Origin of the sequence: Pseudarthrobacter sp. NPDC058119 (assembly GCF_042884655.1) — a bacterium.
In the GTDB taxonomy this organism is placed as follows: Bacteria; Actinomycetota; Actinomycetes; order Actinomycetales; family Micrococcaceae; genus Arthrobacter.
Genome location: NZ_JBHVTN010000012.1, coordinates 46,732 through 60,540 on the forward strand (window position 1 = coordinate 46,732; position 13,809 = coordinate 60,540).

Here is a 13,809-nt window from a genome sequence, read left to right on the forward strand (position 1 = left end):
CACCATGTCTATCTATCTGAACAAAGACTCCAAGGTCATCGTCCAGGGCATCACCGGCGGCGAAGGCACCAAGCACACCGCCCTGATGCTCAAGGCCGGCACCAACATCGTTGGCGGCGTCAACGCCCGCAAGGCCGGCACCACGGTCCTGCACGGCGAGAAGGAAATCAACGTCTACGGCACCGTCAAGGAAGCCATGGCTGAAACCGGCGCCGACGTCTCCATCGTCTTCGTTCCGCCGGCATTCACCAAGAACGCCGTCGTTGAAGCCATCGAGGCCGGCATCGGCCTGGTCGTGGTCATCACCGAGGGCGTTCCCGTCCAGGACTCCGCCGAATTCTGGGCCCTGGCCCAGTCCAAGGTGGACGCCGACGGCAATCAGGTCACCCGCATCATCGGCCCGAACTGCCCCGGCATCATCACCCCCGGCGAAGCACTGGTGGGCATCACCCCCGCCAACATCACCGGCAAGGGCCCCATCGGCCTCGTCTCCAAGTCCGGCACCCTGACTTACCAGATGATGTACGAACTGCGCGACCTGGGCTTCTCCACCGCCATCGGCATCGGCGGCGACCCCATCATCGGCACCACGCACATCGACGCCCTGGCCGCGTTCGAGGCTGACCCGGAGACCAAGGCCATCGTCATGATCGGCGAGATCGGCGGCGACGCCGAAGAGCGCGCAGCCGACTTCATCAAGGCCAACGTCACCAAGCCGGTCGTCGGCTACGTTGCCGGCTTCACCGCCCCGGAGGGCAAGACCATGGGCCACGCAGGCGCCATCGTCTCCGGCTCCGCAGGCACCGCACAGGCCAAGAAGGAAGCCCTCGAGGCCGCCGGCGTGAAGGTCGGCAAGACGCCGTCCGAGACCGCCAAGCTGCTCCGCGAGGTCTACGCCGCCCTGTAGGCAGCACTTCACGACGCGGGGCCACCCCGGGCCCGTTTCCACTTGTGGGAACGGACCTGCGGGTGGCCCCGCGTTCGTTGTTTAACGAACGGCGACGACGGCGGGCGGCGCCTGCCCGGCCCCGTCGAGTAATGTTGGCACAGGAAAAACAGGGCGCCCCGGGCGCGCAGGCAGGGGATCATCGATGGCAGAAAAACGACCCACCCTGGTCGACGCCGTCGTGGACAAGGTCCTGGAACACATCATGAGCGGGGAAATAAAGGCCGACGACGCCCTGCCGCCTGAGGCTGACATCGCCAAGGAATCGGGTGTCAGCAGGCTGACGGCCCGGGAGGCCATGAAGGTACTCAAGGCGCAGGACGTGGTCTACGTCAAGCGTGGCCTGGGCACCTTCGTCAACCCGCCGGAACGCTGGACCGGGCTGGACGCCATCATGCGCGCAGCGTCCAGGGGAGTGGCCTCGGACCAGGTGGCGCTCCGCCTGCTGGAGGTCCGCCGCATGGTGGAGACCGGGGCGGCCGAGCTCGCTGCCTCCCGCCACCGGCCGGTTGACCTCGCTGCGCTGCAGGACAGTGTGGAGCAAATGGAAGCCGCGCACCTGGCCGGTGACGTGGACGCGCTGACCGTGGCCGACATCGCCTTCCACGACACCGTGCTGCGGGCTTCCGGAAACCCGTTCGTGCCCGCCCTGCTGGGCCAGCTCTCCACCCTGCTATATGCCATGCGCCGCGAAACCTCGGCATTCCCGGACGTGCAGCGCCACGCCATCCACCACCACAAGATGGTCCTTGCCGCCATCGCCGCCGGCGATCCCGCCACGGCCCGGTCCACCATGGACGCCCACATCACCCAGACCTTTGAGGACTACGAGCAGTTCCTTGCCATGTCCAGCCGGACCGGAACCACTGGCCGCTAGGGCCGGCCCCTGCCCCTCCCGGCGGGGCCGAGCCCGGTGGCACGCCTCCTGCCCGCTTGCACGGCGATTATGTTGACGCCCACAACCACCTGTGATTAGAATCTCAGTCAGACATCAGACATCTGATATCACCCCCCGAAATGCCGCCAGCCAAAGGAGTCTTCATGCGCGCGCATTCCCCTTTTGAGGGTCCCGACACCACCGCCGGAGGCCACCGATGACCTCCCGCACCAGCGCACCCGCACTCAGCCAATTGGGCGAGACCACCCTCCGCAAGGTCCGACGGCGGCTGATGCCCCTGATCGTCCTGCTCTACTTCATCGCCTACCTGGACCGGAACAACGTCGGTTTTGCCAAGCTCGGCATGCAGGGCGATATTGGCCTGACCGAGGCTGCTTATGGCCTTGGTGCCGGCATTTTCTTCCTGGGCTACGCACTGCTGGAAATTCCCAGCAACGGCGGCATGTACCGCTACGGCGCCCGCAAGTGGATCGCCCGCATCCTGATCAGCTGGGGCATCTTCGCCACCGCCATGTTCCTGGTGAACGGCGAAGCCACGTTCTACGTCATCCGTTTCCTCCTCGGCGCGGCAGAGGCCGGATTCTTCCCGGCGATCCTTTTCTACCTGACGCTCTGGTTCCCGGCAGCGCAGCGCGTGACCGTGCTGGGCATCTTCATCCTTGCCCAGCCCATCTCCAACGCCCTGGGCGCCCCCGTGTCCGGCATGCTTTTGAACCTGGAAGGCGTGGCGGGCCTGCATGGCTGGCAGTGGCTATACATCCTCGAAGGCATCCCCGCCATCATCCTGGGCATCATCACGCCCTTCGTCATGACGGACCGGCCCGAACACGCCAAGTGGCTCAAGCCCGAGGAACGGGAATGGCTCTCCACCACCATGGCGGCGGAACTGGCGGACAAGCAGAAGGCGGGCAAGCATAACTTCCTCGCCGGCCTCAAGGACCCGCGCACCATTGCGTACTCCGCGCTGTACTTCGGCCTGGTCTGCGGCATCTACGGCCTGGGACTCTGGCTGCCCACCATCGTCAAGGCGCTGGGAACCTTCGACTCAACGCAGGTCGGGTTCATCGTCTTCATCCCGTATGCCATCGCCGCGGTGTTTGTGTACTTCTGGAGCAAGCGTTCGGACCGTACCGGCAACCGCGTCTGGCACGCCAGCGCCAGCATGGTGCTTGCCGCCGTCGGACTCCTGGGTGCCGGCTTCCTGCTCCCCGTCAACGCCGTCCTCGCCATGGTCTTCCTGACCCTGGCAGCCATGGGGATCTACTCCGCGATTGCGCCCTTCCTGGCCATGCCGTCCGCCGCCCTCACCGGCGCCGCAGCCGCGGCCGGCCTGGCCATGGTCAACTCGCTCGGCAACCTGGGCGGCTTCGTGGCGCCCTACATCGTGGGCGTCCTGAAGGATGCCACCGGAAGCAGCCAGACCGGCCTGGTCTTCCTGGCCGCCTGCCTCGCCGTGACCGCCGCCGCCACCTACCTGTACGCCCGCAAGCGGCCTGAAGGCGTCTCCACCCCCGGAGCCACCGTTCCTGCCGCCGAAACCCACTAGGAAATACCAATGACATCCCAAAACAGCTTCCCCGCAGAACGCACCGCGGTCCTCACCGGCGCGGCATCAGCCCGCGGCATCGGCCGGGCCACCGCCGACCGCCTGGCCAGCGAAGGCTGGTCCATCGCCATCCTGGACATCAACGCCGAAGAGGCCCAGGCCGCGGCCGCCGAAATCGGCGCCAACCGTGCCGTCAAGGCCATCGGCGTGGGCGCCGACGTCTCGGACGAGGCCTCGGTGGACCGGGCCATCACGGAGATCGAGGAATCGCTGCCGCCCATCGTGGGACTGGTGAACCTCGCCGGCATCAGCTCGCCCACTCCGTTCATGGAAACCACCGTGGCGGAATGGGACAAGGTCTTCGCGATCAACATGCGTGGCACCTTCGTGGTGTCCCAGCGGGTGCTCAAGGGCATGATCGAACGGGCGCTTGGCCGGATCGTCAGCATTTCCTCCATTTCCGCCCAGCGCGGCGGAGGAACCTACTCCAAGGTGGCCTACAGCGCCTCCAAGGCCGGCATTCTCGGGTTTACCCGCGCCCTGGCGCGTGAAGTCGGTGAGCACAACGTGACCGTGAACGCCATCGCACCGGGCCCGATCGACACGGACATCATGGGTGGCACGCTCAGTGATGAACGCAAGGCCCAGATGTCGGAGGGGATCATGATGGGCCGGGTGGGTACCCGCGAGGAAGTTGCTGCCCTGATCGCGTTCCTCCTCAGCGAGGACGCCGGCTACATCACGGCCGCGACCTATGACATCAACGGGGGCCTGCAGGTTTCCTGACGCCCCTGCTTTCCCGGCACCCAGGCGCACGGTGCCGTACGGCCCACCGGCCGCACGGCACCGCAGCCGGGGCGCGTCATCCGAAACTTCACGCCCCTGCAGCGGCTATAGGATTTCTACATGGCAACCAAGAACCAGGCCACCGGCGGGGTGAGCAGGCAGGTCCTCGCGGACCACGTCTATGAGGCGCTTTTGGTTGCCCTCATGGACGGCCGGCTGGAAGCAGGCACGCCAGTGAGTATCGACGGGATGGCCAGGGAACTGGATGTCTCGCCGACGCCGGTGCGGGAGGCACTTGCCCGGCTGGAAGCCACCGGCATGGTCCGGAGGATGGCGCTGCGGGGCTACCGGGTGGCCCCGCTGTTTTCCCCCGAAGAGCTGGCAGACCTGATGGACGCCCGCCTGGTGATTGAACCGGCCAACGCCTTCATGGCCTGCAAGCACGCAGACCGGGAGCTGACCGCGCAGCTGCAGCAGGCCATCGAGGACCTGAAGGCAGCCCCGCGCGGCCCGTCCTTTGCCGAGTTCCGGGCGTACTGGGAAGCGGACGAACGCTTCCACCGGCTCATTGCCGAGTCGGCGGACAACCAGTTCCTGCTGTCCGCCTATAACGCGCTTGGCGGCCAGGTGCAGCGTTTCCGCTTCTTCGGCGGCCTGGGCGTGACGGACGCGGACTACGCCATCGCGGAACATACCGAGATCCTCAAGGCTTTTGAAGCCGCCGATGCCGAGCTCGCCCGGCAGAAAATGATCGATCACATCGAGGGCGTCAAGCAGCGCTCGCAGCACGACAGCGAAGTGCGCAGCTAGCAGTTCCGCCCTCGCACCTACGCTTCCGACTGAGCTGCCGCAGCACCCATCCCTGTCCTGAGCGGGCATAACAAAAAGGCCCTTGACAGGGAACGCAACCAGCGTAGATCCTATAGGAAATGCGATTTAGATCTGGAGTGACAATGCCGTACACCGCTGAAAACTGGCCCATCGCCGCCGCCCTGCTGCAGTTCCCCGGAACCAGGCCGGATGGGACCACCGTCCAGGACGCCCCCGCCGGCGACTGGCAGCAGGTCTTCGAAGAAGTAGCCGACGCCGGGTTCACCAACGCCGACCTCACCGACAGCTGGGTCCGCCCCGGAGACCTGTCCAGCGCCCGCCTCGACGAACTGAAGGCAGCCGCCACCGCAGCCGGCCTTGGACTTCCCTCCATCTCCGCCATCCGCCGCAGCGTGATTGAAGAGGCCAACTGGGAAGACAACCTGGCCTACACCCACCGCACCCTGGAAGCCGCGGCACAGCTTGGCTGCGAAGTCGTTTCGATCGGCCTGCACCAGGCCATCACCCCGGAACAAAAGAAGCAGCTGTGGTTCTGGACGGTTGAGGGCTACAAGGATCCCGTCGGGGACAAAGACGCATGGAACAACGCCGTCACCCGGATCCGCGAGGTGGGCAGGCACGCCGCCGAACTCGGACTCCTGGTATCGCTGGAAATGTACGAGGACACCTACCTGGGCACCGGCGACTCCTCCGTGCAGCTGGTCCAGGACATCGACCTGCCCAACGTGGGCCTGAACCCGGACCTGGGCAACCTGATCCGGCTGCACCGCCCCATCGAGGACTGGCGCGAACTGGTGCACAAGACCCTGCCGTACTCCAACTACTGGCATGTGAAGAACTACATCCGCGATGAGGACCAGGCCCGGGACCACTACGTCGCCATGCCGGCCCCCATGGAGTCGGGCCTCATCAGCTACCGCGAGGCGTTCCAGTTCGCCCTTTCCGTCGGCTTCCAGGGCATCATCTGCACCGAGCACTACGGCGGCGACGGCCTGAGCGTCACCGCCGCCAACCAGGACTACCTGCGCCGCCAGGTCCTGCCCAAGCGCGAGGGCTACGCCCTCGGAACCAGCCTGGTGGCCCAGGGACGGCAGGCCCCGGCGGCCGTCCCGGCTCGATAAGGCCACCGGCACCCCAACCGAGACAACCGGTTCAATGAGGAATCATGACAAAGATATTTGACGATCCAGCGCAGTTCGCCGACGATGCCCTTGACGGCTTCGTCGCCGCAAACCGCCAGTACGTGGCCCGCGTTGACGGCGGTGTGGTCCGCTCCACCGAGTCCCCGGAGGGCCAGGTTGCACTGGTCATCGGCGGCGGTTCCGGCCACTACCCGGCCTTCGCGGGCCTGGTGGGAGCCGGGCTGGCGGCCGGCAGCGCCTGCGGCAACATGTTCGCTTCCCCCGCCGCCGGGCAGGTGTACCGCGTGGCCAAAGCGGCCCAGACCGGTGGCGGCGTCCTGCTCAGCTATGGCAACTATGCCGGGGATGTCCTCCACTTCGGCCAGGCCCAGGACAAGCTGAACGCCGAGGGCATCGAAACCCGGACCGTCCTGGTCACTGACGACATCGCCAGTGCACCGCTCGAGGAGATCGGCAAGCGCCGTGGCATCGCCGGGGACCTTACGGTCTTCAAGGTGGCCGGCGCCGCGGCAGAGGCAGGGCTGGGGCTCGACGAAGTGGAGCGCCTTGCCATCAAGGCCAATCTTCACACCCGCTCGCTCGGTGTGGCCTTCTCCGGCTGCACCCTGCCGGGAGCCGGCGAGCCACTGTTCACGGTGCCGGACGGCATGATGTCGGTGGGGCTCGGCATCCACGGCGAGCCGGGCATCTCGGAGCAGCCGCTGCCCACCGCCACCGAGCTGGCCAAGCTCTTGGTGGACGGCTTGTTGAAGGACAAACCGGACGCCGCAGGAACCAGGGTGGTGCCGATCCTCAACGGCCTCGGCACGGTCAAGTACGACGAACTCTTCCTGCTGTTCGGCAGGATCGAGGCCCTGCTGACCGCAGCCGGACTCGAGATCGTGGAACCCGAATGCGGCGAACTGGTCACCAGCCTGGACATGTCCGGCCTGTCCCTCACGCTGTTCTGGCTGGACGCTGAATTGGAGGAGTTCTGGGCAGCCCCCGCCGACACTCCGGCCTTCCGGAAGGGCAACCTGGCTCCCCGCCGGGCCCGTTCGCTGGAGGCCCTGGAAGACGCCGAAGCTACTCCGGCGCTGGCCGCCACCCCTGCGTCCACTGCCTTGGCCGCCACGGCACTGGACGCGCTGAAGGAGGCGCGCGCCGTCGTCGTCGAACATGAGGAAGCACTGGGCAAACTGGACGCCATCGCCGGGGACGGCGACCACGGCATCGGCATGCGCCGCGGCGTTGACGCCGCCGTGGCCGCCGCCGAGAAGTCCCACGCGGCCGGCGCCGGGCTTGAGGAACTCCTCACGGCGGCGGGGGAGCAGTGGGCCGAGCGCGCCGGCGGTACGTCCGGCGCCCTGTGGGGCGCGGCGGTCGCCGCTGTCGGAAAGACCCTGGGCAGCAAGGATTCCTATTCCACCTCGGACGCGGCCGCAGCAGTCAACGCCCTCCGCGACGCCATCATCACCCTCGGCAAGGCGGAAGCCGGGGACAAGACCATGGTGGACGCTCTCCTTCCGTTCGCGGACACCTTGACCAAGGCAATCGACGACGGCGGCAGCCTGGCCGAAAGCCTCCGCGCGGCAGCGGAGGCGGCAGCAAAAGCCGCCGACGAGACCGCCGGCCTCAGTCCGAAAAAGGGCCGGGCCCGGCCCTTGGCCGAAAAGAGCCTGGGCCACCCGGACCCGGGCGCCGTGTCCTTCGGCCTCATTGCCCGCAGGATGGCCGATTACGCCGCCACCATCGAAAGCTCCTAAGGAGAACACCATGACCGAAAACACCCAGCAAGGCTGGCGCATCGTCGTCGGCAACGACGAAGCCGGCGTCGAATACAAGAATGCCCTGCGCGAACTGCTGGAGGCAGACCCCCGCGTCGCGTCGGTGGAGGATGTGGGAGTGGCCTCCAACGACGCCACCGCGTACCCGCACCTGGCCGTCGCCGCCGCCCGCAAGGTGGCCGCCGGCGAAGCGGACCGCGCCCTGCTGATCTGCGGAACGGGCCTGGGCGTGGCCATTTCGGCCAACAAGGTACCCGGCATCCGTGCCGTCACCGCCCACGACAGCTACTCGGTGGAACGCTCCGTGCTGTCCAACAACGCCCAGGTGCTGACTATGGGCCAGCGCGTCATCGGCCTGGAACTCGCCAAGAAACTCGTAGGCGAGTGGCTGGACTACCGCTTCGACGAAAACTCCGCATCCGCGGCAAAAGTAGACGCCATCTCCTCCTACGAGGACGCGTCGGAAGGACTTGAGGACAAATGAGCACCCGTAACATCGCCGTCGTCGGCTCAGGCTACATGGGCGGCGGCATCGCCCAGGTCCTGGCACTCGCAGGAGCCCGCGTCGCTCTGGCCGACGTCTCAGCCGAGATCGCCCAGAGCAACTACGAGCGGCTGCTGAAGGAATCCGACGAGTTCGTCGCCGCAGGCCTCTTCCCGGCCAACGCCACGGACCTGCTCAAGGAAAACCTCTGGGCAGCCAAGGACATTAAAGAAGCAGTGGCCGGCGCCGAATACATCGAAGAGGCTGTGCCGGAAGTCCTGGAAATCAAGCACGCCACCCTCGGTCGGATCAGCGCTGCAGCGCGCCCGGACGCCATCATCGGTTCCAACACCTCCACCATCTCCATCGCCAAACTGGCCGAGGTAGTGGAAAACCCGGAGCGGTTCCTGGGCGTCCACTTCTCCAACCCGGCACCGTTCATCCCCGGCGTGGAAGTCATCCCGCACGAAGGAACCTCCGAGGCCACCGTCCAGGCGGCCCGCACCATCGTGGGGGAGACCGGCAAGGAAACCGCCACCGTCAAGGACGTCACCGGCTTCGTGCTCAACCGGCTCCAGTACGCCCTCTTCCACGAAGCCGCCCAGGTGGTGGAGGAAGGCATCGCCAGCGCGGAGGACGTGGACACCCTGGTCCGCACCACCTTCGGTTTCCGGCTGCCGTTCTTCGGCCCCTTCGCCATCGCCGACATGGCCGGGCTGGACGTCTACGCCTTCTGCTACAAGTCGCTGCAGACCGGCTTCCCTGAGCGGTTCGCCACCCCCAAGATCCTGCAGGAAAAGGTCGAGGCCGGCCAGCTCGGCACCAAGACCGGCTCCGGCTTCCTCGACGTCCCCGCCGACCGCACCGCAGCCCTGGTTGCCTACCGGAACAAGGCCTACGTCGCCATGCAGAAGCTCATTGAAGAGCTGGGCCCCGCCCCGCTTTCCTGATCCCTAAGGAACCCTCCATGACAGCATTTCCCGCAGACCGCACGGTGATCGTTACCGGCGCCGTCTCCGAACGCGGCATCGGCCGCGCCACCGCCGAATACCTCGCCGAGCGCGGCTGGAACATCGGCGTGATCGACCTTGACGACGCCGCCAGCAAGACCCTGGCCAAGGAACTCGCCGAAAAGCACGGCGTCAAGGCCCACGGCGCCGGCGCCAACATCGGCGACGAAGCCTCGGTGCGTGCCGCCATCGACGAGATCGAAGCCGAACTTCCCCAACTTGTGGCCCTGGCAAACATCGCAGGCGTCAGCTCACCGGTACCCTACCTTGAACTGGAACCGGGGGAGTGGGACCGCGTGGTGAACATCAACATGAACGGCGTCCACTACGCCACCCGCCGGGCGGCCGAATCAATGGTCAAGAACCGGGTGGGAAGGATCGTCAACATTTCCTCGGTCTCCGCGCAGCGCGGCGGCGGCACCTTCAGCAAAACCCCGTATTCCGTGGCGAAGGCAGGCGTCATCGGCCTGACCCGCGCCACCGCCCGCGAACTGGGCGAGTACGACATCACTGTCAACGCCATTTCACCCGGTCCGATCGACACGGACATCATGGGCGGCACCCTCAGCGAGGAACGCAAGGATGAACTCGTCAAGGACCTGGTGGTGAACCGGGTGGGCACCACCCGCGACATCGCGGCGGCCATTTCCTTCCTCATCGGCGAGGACGCCGGCTACATCTCCGGGCAGACGCTGAACGTCGACGGCGGCCTGTACATGCACTGACGGCACCCGTACCGGATGCCACAAGCCCCGCGGACCGCCGGCCCGCGGGGGAACCACCAACGTCACCACTCGAAGGAGAGTGTTGTGTCAGAAACCACCGCAACATCCAAGGAACTCCTGGCCCGTCCGGTCCTGAAATCCGCGATTTCCAAGGCGGCCCGCCGGCTCATGCCGATGCTGGTCATCCTGTACGTCGTGTCATTCCTGGACCGCACCAACGTCGGCTTCGCCGAGGCGGCACTGGGAACGGACAAGGGGGTGTCCGCCGCGGCCTTCGCCCTCGGCGCCGGCATCTTCTTCATTGGCTACGCGATCTTCGAAATCCCCAGCAACCTGCTGCTCAAGAAGGTCGGCGCCAAGATCTGGCTGGCACGCATCGCCATCACCTGGGGCATCGTCTCCGCGTGCTTCGCCTTCGTCCAGGGCGAGACCTCGTTCGTCATCCTGCGGTTCCTCCTGGGCGTGACCGAAGCCGGCCTGTTCCCCGGCGTGATCATGTACCTGGCCGAATGGTTCCCCAACAAGGTGCGCGTGCAGATGTTCGCCATCTTCTACCTGGCCCAGCCGTTCTCCCAGATGATCGGCAACCCGCTCTCCGGCTGGCTGATCAACATCGGTGACCAGGTGCCCGGCCTGCGCGGCTGGCAGGTCATGTTCTTCGTCGAGGGCATGCTGGCTGTCCTGGCAGGCATTGCGGCCTTCTTCTTCCTGATCAATGGCCCGGAAAAGGCCAAGTTCCTCAGCAACGACGAGAAATACGCGCTGAAGGAGGTCATGGCGCTGGAGGACACCATCAAGGACGAGACAGGACCCCGCGGCATCCTCGCCGCCATGCGCAATGGCCGTGTCTGGTACTTCACTGTCATCTACTTCTGCCTGCAGATCGCCGTCTACGGCGTGACGTTCTTCCTGCCCCAGCAGGTGTCCTCCCTGACCGGCCAGAAGGTGGGGCTCGCCGTCGGCCTCCTGATCGCCGTCCCCTGGTTCTTCGGCATCTTCGCCTGCTACTTCATCGGCAAGGCAGCGGACACCGTAGCGAAGCGCCGCAAGTTCGGCACCATCCTGTTCATCTCCACAGGCCTGTGCATCTTCGGTTCGGCCTGGGCGGGAACCAACCACCAGCCGGTCCTGGGAATGATCTTCATTACGCTGGCAGTCTGCAGCTTCCTGGCCGTCGGTCCCGTGGTGTGGTCCTATCCCACCGCGTTCCTCGCCGGATCGGCTGCCGCCGCCGGCATCGGCCTGATCAACTCCCTGGGCAACCTGGGCGGCTTCGTGGCGCCGATCCTCCGCACCGCCGTCAACGAAGCCACAGGATCTCCGACCGGTTCCATGGGCGTCTACGCCCTGGGCGTCCTGCCGTTCGTGGCGGCGGCCATGATGTTCGCCACCCGGCGGTTCAAGAACAAAGCCGACGACCTGCTCGACTGAGCAGGCCCGCACCATCCACGCAAGGAAACCATGAGCACCTCCGGCAGCAAGGCAGGCAACGGCACCCTCTACATCGGTGTCAGCACCAAGATGTACCTGGGCTACCAGGCAAGCCTGCGATGGCTGTCGGAGGTGCGCTCCCTCGTGGATGACAGGCCTGGACTGGGCACGCATTCCGCGGAGTCCCCGGTCCGGGTCTTCGTCATCCCGTCCTTCCCTGTCCTCGAGCGAGCCAGCCGGATCCTGGCCGGCTCACCCGTGCTGCTCGGAGCACAGAACTGCGCCTGGGGCGACGGGCCGCTGACCGGTGAAGTCAGCCCGGCCATGCTGGCCGAACTCGGCGTCTCACTCGTCGAGATCGGCCATGCCGAACGCCGCAAACTCTTCGCGGAAGACGATGCCGTGGTGGCACGCAAGGTGCGTGCCGCCGTCGGACATGCCCTCACCCCGCTGCTCTGCATCGGGGAGCCGGACAGGCTCGACGCCGGTGCTGCCGCCGCCTTCTGCGTGACGCAGGTCCGTGCCGCCACGGACGGCGACCCCGCCCTGTTCAACCGTGTGGTCCTGGCCTACGAGCCCGTCTGGGCCATCGGTGCGCAGGAGCCCGCCCCACCGCACCACGTCAACGCCGTCCTGGCGCGGATCCGTGAGGAGCTTGGCCCGGCCTGCCCGCTGATCTACGGCGGCAGCGCCGGGCCGGGCCTGCTTCCCCGGCTGCCCGCCGCCGACGGACTCTTCTTGGGCCGCTTCGCCCACGATGCCGCCAACCTTGGCCGCGTGCTGGACGAAGCCCTTCTGCTGCGTCAGACCGACGCGCCCGCCAACAGTTCGTCCAGCCGCTCATAGCCCTCGGACATGCCGCCCTCCATGCCGGAGTGCAGCATGCCGTCGCGTGCCTCCATGCTCTGGTACATGGCGTGGCCCCGCAGCCGGCACCGCCCGCCGTCGAGCTCCTCAAACGTCATGGACTCCAGGCTCACCGAGTCCGGATAGCCGCCGAACTCGAAGGTCTGCAGGGCGAACTCGTTCTCGCGCACCGTATGGAAGATACCGCGAAACTCGTATGGCACTCCCTCCGGGCCGGTATGGATGTACCGGTAGCTTCCTCCGGTGCGGAAGTCGTAGTGGTCCATTTCCATCTTCATGCCCCGCGGGCCGAGCCATTGGACCACCAGTTCGGGGTCCTTATGCGCCCGGAACACGTCCGCCACCGGAAAGTCGAACTCCCGCTCGAAGTCGATGTAGGGGAGTCCCTCGGGGGCGGTGATCTTCAGTTGGTTGGTCATTTCGTGTCCTTTGCCTTTGGCGCCGCTTGCCCGGCGCTGGATTCAAGCACCGCATCGAGGCTGCGGAACTGCCCTTCGCGGACCAGCCGGTACTGGTCGATCCAGGCGGTGAGCGCCTCCAGCCGTGCGGGGTTCAGGTGGACGGGCCGGCGCTGGGCGTCCCTGCTGCGGGTAACCAAATTCGCCTGCTCGAGCACCTGGATGTGCTTCGAAACTGCCTGCTTGGAAATCTCGAAGGGTTCGGCCAGGTCGTTGACGGTGGCCGGGCCACGGCTCAGCCGGGCAATGATGCGTCGACGGACGGGGTCGGCCAAGGCCATGAAAGCCACGTCCAAAGCCGCGTCGTCATCTGCCACGACTCCTGCCTTTCCCTCAATCAACCTTCGGCTTTATAAACCTATCGGTTGATTAATGGTAGACCTGTCGCGATTCCTGCGCAAGGGTCTCTCGCGACGGCTGCGAACAGTTTGTTAGTATGTCAGTACAAACTAATTAAGGAGAAGCTTCATGCCACTGGTTCGCATTGACGTCAACGAAGGCCGCACTGCCGAGGACCTGCAGCGGCTGAGCCGCGGCATCCACGATGCCATCCTTGCGGAGTACGGCATCCCGGAGCGGGACTACTTCCACATCCTCACCGAACACCCGCAGGGCCAGATCTTCGCCCAGGACGCCGGGCTGGGCTTTGAGCGCACGGCGGGAGTGGTCATGATCCAGATCTTCACGCAGGAGGGGCGGTCCCAGGAGGCCAAGCAGCGCCTTTTCGCGGCGGTGGCCGAAAAACTTGCAGCAGTGGGGGTTGCCGGCGAGGACGTCTTCATTGGCTATGTCGAAAACAGTGCCGGCGACTGGTCCTTCGGGTTCGGCCGCGCCCAGTACGTGACCGGGGAACTCGCTGTTCCCAAGAAGTAGCCGGGGCGCCCGTCGATGGGGATGGGCGCCTATCAACTTCGGTTGT

General features: G+C 66.1%; 15 protein-coding genes. 13 read left to right on the top strand and 2 right to left on the bottom strand.

Annotation, left to right across the window (positions count from 1 at the left end; translation table 11 throughout):
* Window positions 1–4 precede the first annotated feature (4 nt).
* From sucD to ACFVTD_RS20175, 12 genes are all read left to right on the top strand, one after another.
* Window positions 5–907 carry a succinate--CoA ligase subunit alpha gene (gene sucD / locus ACFVTD_RS20120; RefSeq protein ID WP_104996906.1) on the top strand — a complete coding sequence of 301 codons (903 nt, stop codon included), beginning with the start codon at window positions 5–7 and terminating at the stop codon, window positions 905–907.
* Window positions 908–1,091: 184 nt separating this feature from the next.
* Complete coding sequence (locus ACFVTD_RS20125) at window positions 1,092–1,823, top strand: FadR/GntR family transcriptional regulator (protein WP_387566622.1); 732 nt, start codon at window positions 1,092–1,094, stop codon at window positions 1,821–1,823.
* Between the two features lie 217 nt (window positions 1,824–2,040).
* On the top strand, window positions 2,041–3,390 hold the full coding sequence (locus tag ACFVTD_RS20130; RefSeq protein ID WP_387566625.1) for an MFS transporter: 1,350 nt from the start codon (window positions 2,041–2,043) through the stop codon (window positions 3,388–3,390).
* A 9-nt stretch (window positions 3,391–3,399) separates the two neighbouring features.
* Complete coding sequence (locus ACFVTD_RS20135) at window positions 3,400–4,176, top strand: SDR family NAD(P)-dependent oxidoreductase (protein ID WP_387566628.1); 777 nt, start codon at window positions 3,400–3,402, stop codon at window positions 4,174–4,176.
* 120 nt (window positions 4,177–4,296) lie between these two features.
* Window positions 4,297–4,986: a GntR family transcriptional regulator gene (locus ACFVTD_RS20140; protein ID WP_387566631.1), complete on the top strand. Its 690-nt coding sequence runs from the start codon at window positions 4,297–4,299 to the stop codon at window positions 4,984–4,986.
* 143 nt (window positions 4,987–5,129) lie between these two features.
* The gene (locus ACFVTD_RS20145) at window positions 5,130–6,128 is read left to right on the top strand and encodes a sugar phosphate isomerase/epimerase family protein (RefSeq protein WP_387566635.1); all 999 of its coding nucleotides are present in this window, start codon (window positions 5,130–5,132) and stop codon (window positions 6,126–6,128) included.
* A 44-nt stretch (window positions 6,129–6,172) separates the two neighbouring features.
* Window positions 6,173–7,894, top strand: coding sequence for a dihydroxyacetone kinase subunit DhaL (gene dhaL, locus ACFVTD_RS20150; protein ID WP_387566637.1), 1,722 nt, complete (start codon window positions 6,173–6,175; stop codon window positions 7,892–7,894).
* Between the two features lie 10 nt (window positions 7,895–7,904).
* Window positions 7,905–8,399, top strand: a complete 495-nt coding sequence (locus tag ACFVTD_RS20155; RefSeq protein ID WP_387566640.1) for a ribose-5-phosphate isomerase — start codon at window positions 7,905–7,907, stop codon at window positions 8,397–8,399.
* Window positions 8,396–9,349, top strand: a complete 954-nt coding sequence (locus ACFVTD_RS20160) for a 3-hydroxyacyl-CoA dehydrogenase family protein (protein ID WP_387566643.1) — start codon at window positions 8,396–8,398, stop codon at window positions 9,347–9,349. Before ACFVTD_RS20155 ends, ACFVTD_RS20160 begins: the two co-directional genes overlap by 4 nt.
* A 17-nt stretch (window positions 9,350–9,366) precedes the next feature.
* Window positions 9,367–10,134 (top strand): SDR family NAD(P)-dependent oxidoreductase, encoded by a 768-nt coding sequence (locus tag ACFVTD_RS20165; protein ID WP_387566646.1) that lies wholly within the window; start codon window positions 9,367–9,369, stop codon window positions 10,132–10,134.
* A gap of 84 nt (window positions 10,135–10,218) precedes the next feature.
* Window positions 10,219–11,565, top strand: a complete 1,347-nt coding sequence (locus tag ACFVTD_RS20170) for an MFS transporter (protein ID WP_387566649.1) — start codon at window positions 10,219–10,221, stop codon at window positions 11,563–11,565.
* 30 nt (window positions 11,566–11,595) lie between these two features.
* Window positions 11,596–12,411 carry a triose-phosphate isomerase family protein gene (locus tag ACFVTD_RS20175; protein WP_387566652.1) on the top strand — a complete coding sequence of 272 codons (816 nt, stop codon included), beginning with the start codon at window positions 11,596–11,598 and terminating at the stop codon, window positions 12,409–12,411.
* On the opposite strand, the gene ACFVTD_RS20180 is transcribed toward ACFVTD_RS20175, so the two are convergent.
* Both ACFVTD_RS20180 and ACFVTD_RS20185 read right to left on the bottom strand, forming a co-directional pair.
* A complete protein-coding gene (locus ACFVTD_RS20180) occupies window positions 12,369–12,851 on the bottom strand; it encodes an SRPBCC family protein (protein ID WP_387566655.1) in 483 nt (160 codons plus the stop codon). The two genes, ACFVTD_RS20175 and ACFVTD_RS20180, sit on opposite strands and share 43 nt — an antisense overlap.
* Window positions 12,848–13,207 (bottom strand): ArsR/SmtB family transcription factor, encoded by a 360-nt coding sequence (locus ACFVTD_RS20185; protein WP_387566658.1) that lies wholly within the window; start codon window positions 13,205–13,207, stop codon window positions 12,848–12,850. The genes ACFVTD_RS20180 and ACFVTD_RS20185 overlap by 4 nt, the downstream gene beginning before the upstream one ends.
* Before the next feature lie 151 nt (window positions 13,208–13,358).
* On the opposite strand from ACFVTD_RS20185, the gene ACFVTD_RS20190 reads away from it, so the two are divergent.
* The gene (locus ACFVTD_RS20190) at window positions 13,359–13,763 is read left to right on the top strand and encodes a tautomerase family protein (RefSeq protein WP_387566660.1); all 405 of its coding nucleotides are present in this window, start codon (window positions 13,359–13,361) and stop codon (window positions 13,761–13,763) included.
* The last annotated feature ends 46 nt before the right edge of the window (window positions 13,764–13,809 follow it).

Excerpts from the sequence above, each read along its gene's own strand:
- sucD (WP_104996906.1), top strand. The coding sequence starts at position 5 with ATGTCTATCTATCTGAACAAAGACTCCAAGGTCATCGTCCAGGGCATC.
- ACFVTD_RS20125 (WP_387566622.1), top strand. The coding sequence starts at position 1,092 with ATGGCAGAAAAACGACCCACCCTGGTCGACGCCGTCGTGGACAAGGTC.
- ACFVTD_RS20130 (WP_387566625.1), top strand. The coding sequence starts at position 2,041 with ATGACCTCCCGCACCAGCGCACCCGCACTCAGCCAATTGGGCGAGACC.
- ACFVTD_RS20135 (WP_387566628.1), top strand. The coding sequence starts at position 3,400 with ATGACATCCCAAAACAGCTTCCCCGCAGAACGCACCGCGGTCCTCACC.
- ACFVTD_RS20140 (WP_387566631.1), top strand. The coding sequence starts at position 4,297 with ATGGCAACCAAGAACCAGGCCACCGGCGGGGTGAGCAGGCAGGTCCTC.
- ACFVTD_RS20145 (WP_387566635.1), top strand. The coding sequence starts at position 5,130 with ATGCCGTACACCGCTGAAAACTGGCCCATCGCCGCCGCCCTGCTGCAG.
- dhaL (WP_387566637.1), top strand. The coding sequence starts at position 6,173 with ATGACAAAGATATTTGACGATCCAGCGCAGTTCGCCGACGATGCCCTT.
- ACFVTD_RS20155 (WP_387566640.1), top strand. The coding sequence starts at position 7,905 with ATGACCGAAAACACCCAGCAAGGCTGGCGCATCGTCGTCGGCAACGAC.
- ACFVTD_RS20160 (WP_387566643.1), top strand. The coding sequence starts at position 8,396 with ATGAGCACCCGTAACATCGCCGTCGTCGGCTCAGGCTACATGGGCGGC.
- ACFVTD_RS20165 (WP_387566646.1), top strand. The coding sequence starts at position 9,367 with ATGACAGCATTTCCCGCAGACCGCACGGTGATCGTTACCGGCGCCGTC.
- ACFVTD_RS20175 (WP_387566652.1), top strand. The coding sequence starts at position 11,596 with ATGAGCACCTCCGGCAGCAAGGCAGGCAACGGCACCCTCTACATCGGT.
- ACFVTD_RS20180 (WP_387566655.1), bottom strand. The coding sequence starts at position 12,851 with ATGACCAACCAACTGAAGATCACCGCCCCCGAGGGACTCCCCTACATC.
- ACFVTD_RS20190 (WP_387566660.1), top strand. The coding sequence starts at position 13,359 with ATGCCACTGGTTCGCATTGACGTCAACGAAGGCCGCACTGCCGAGGAC.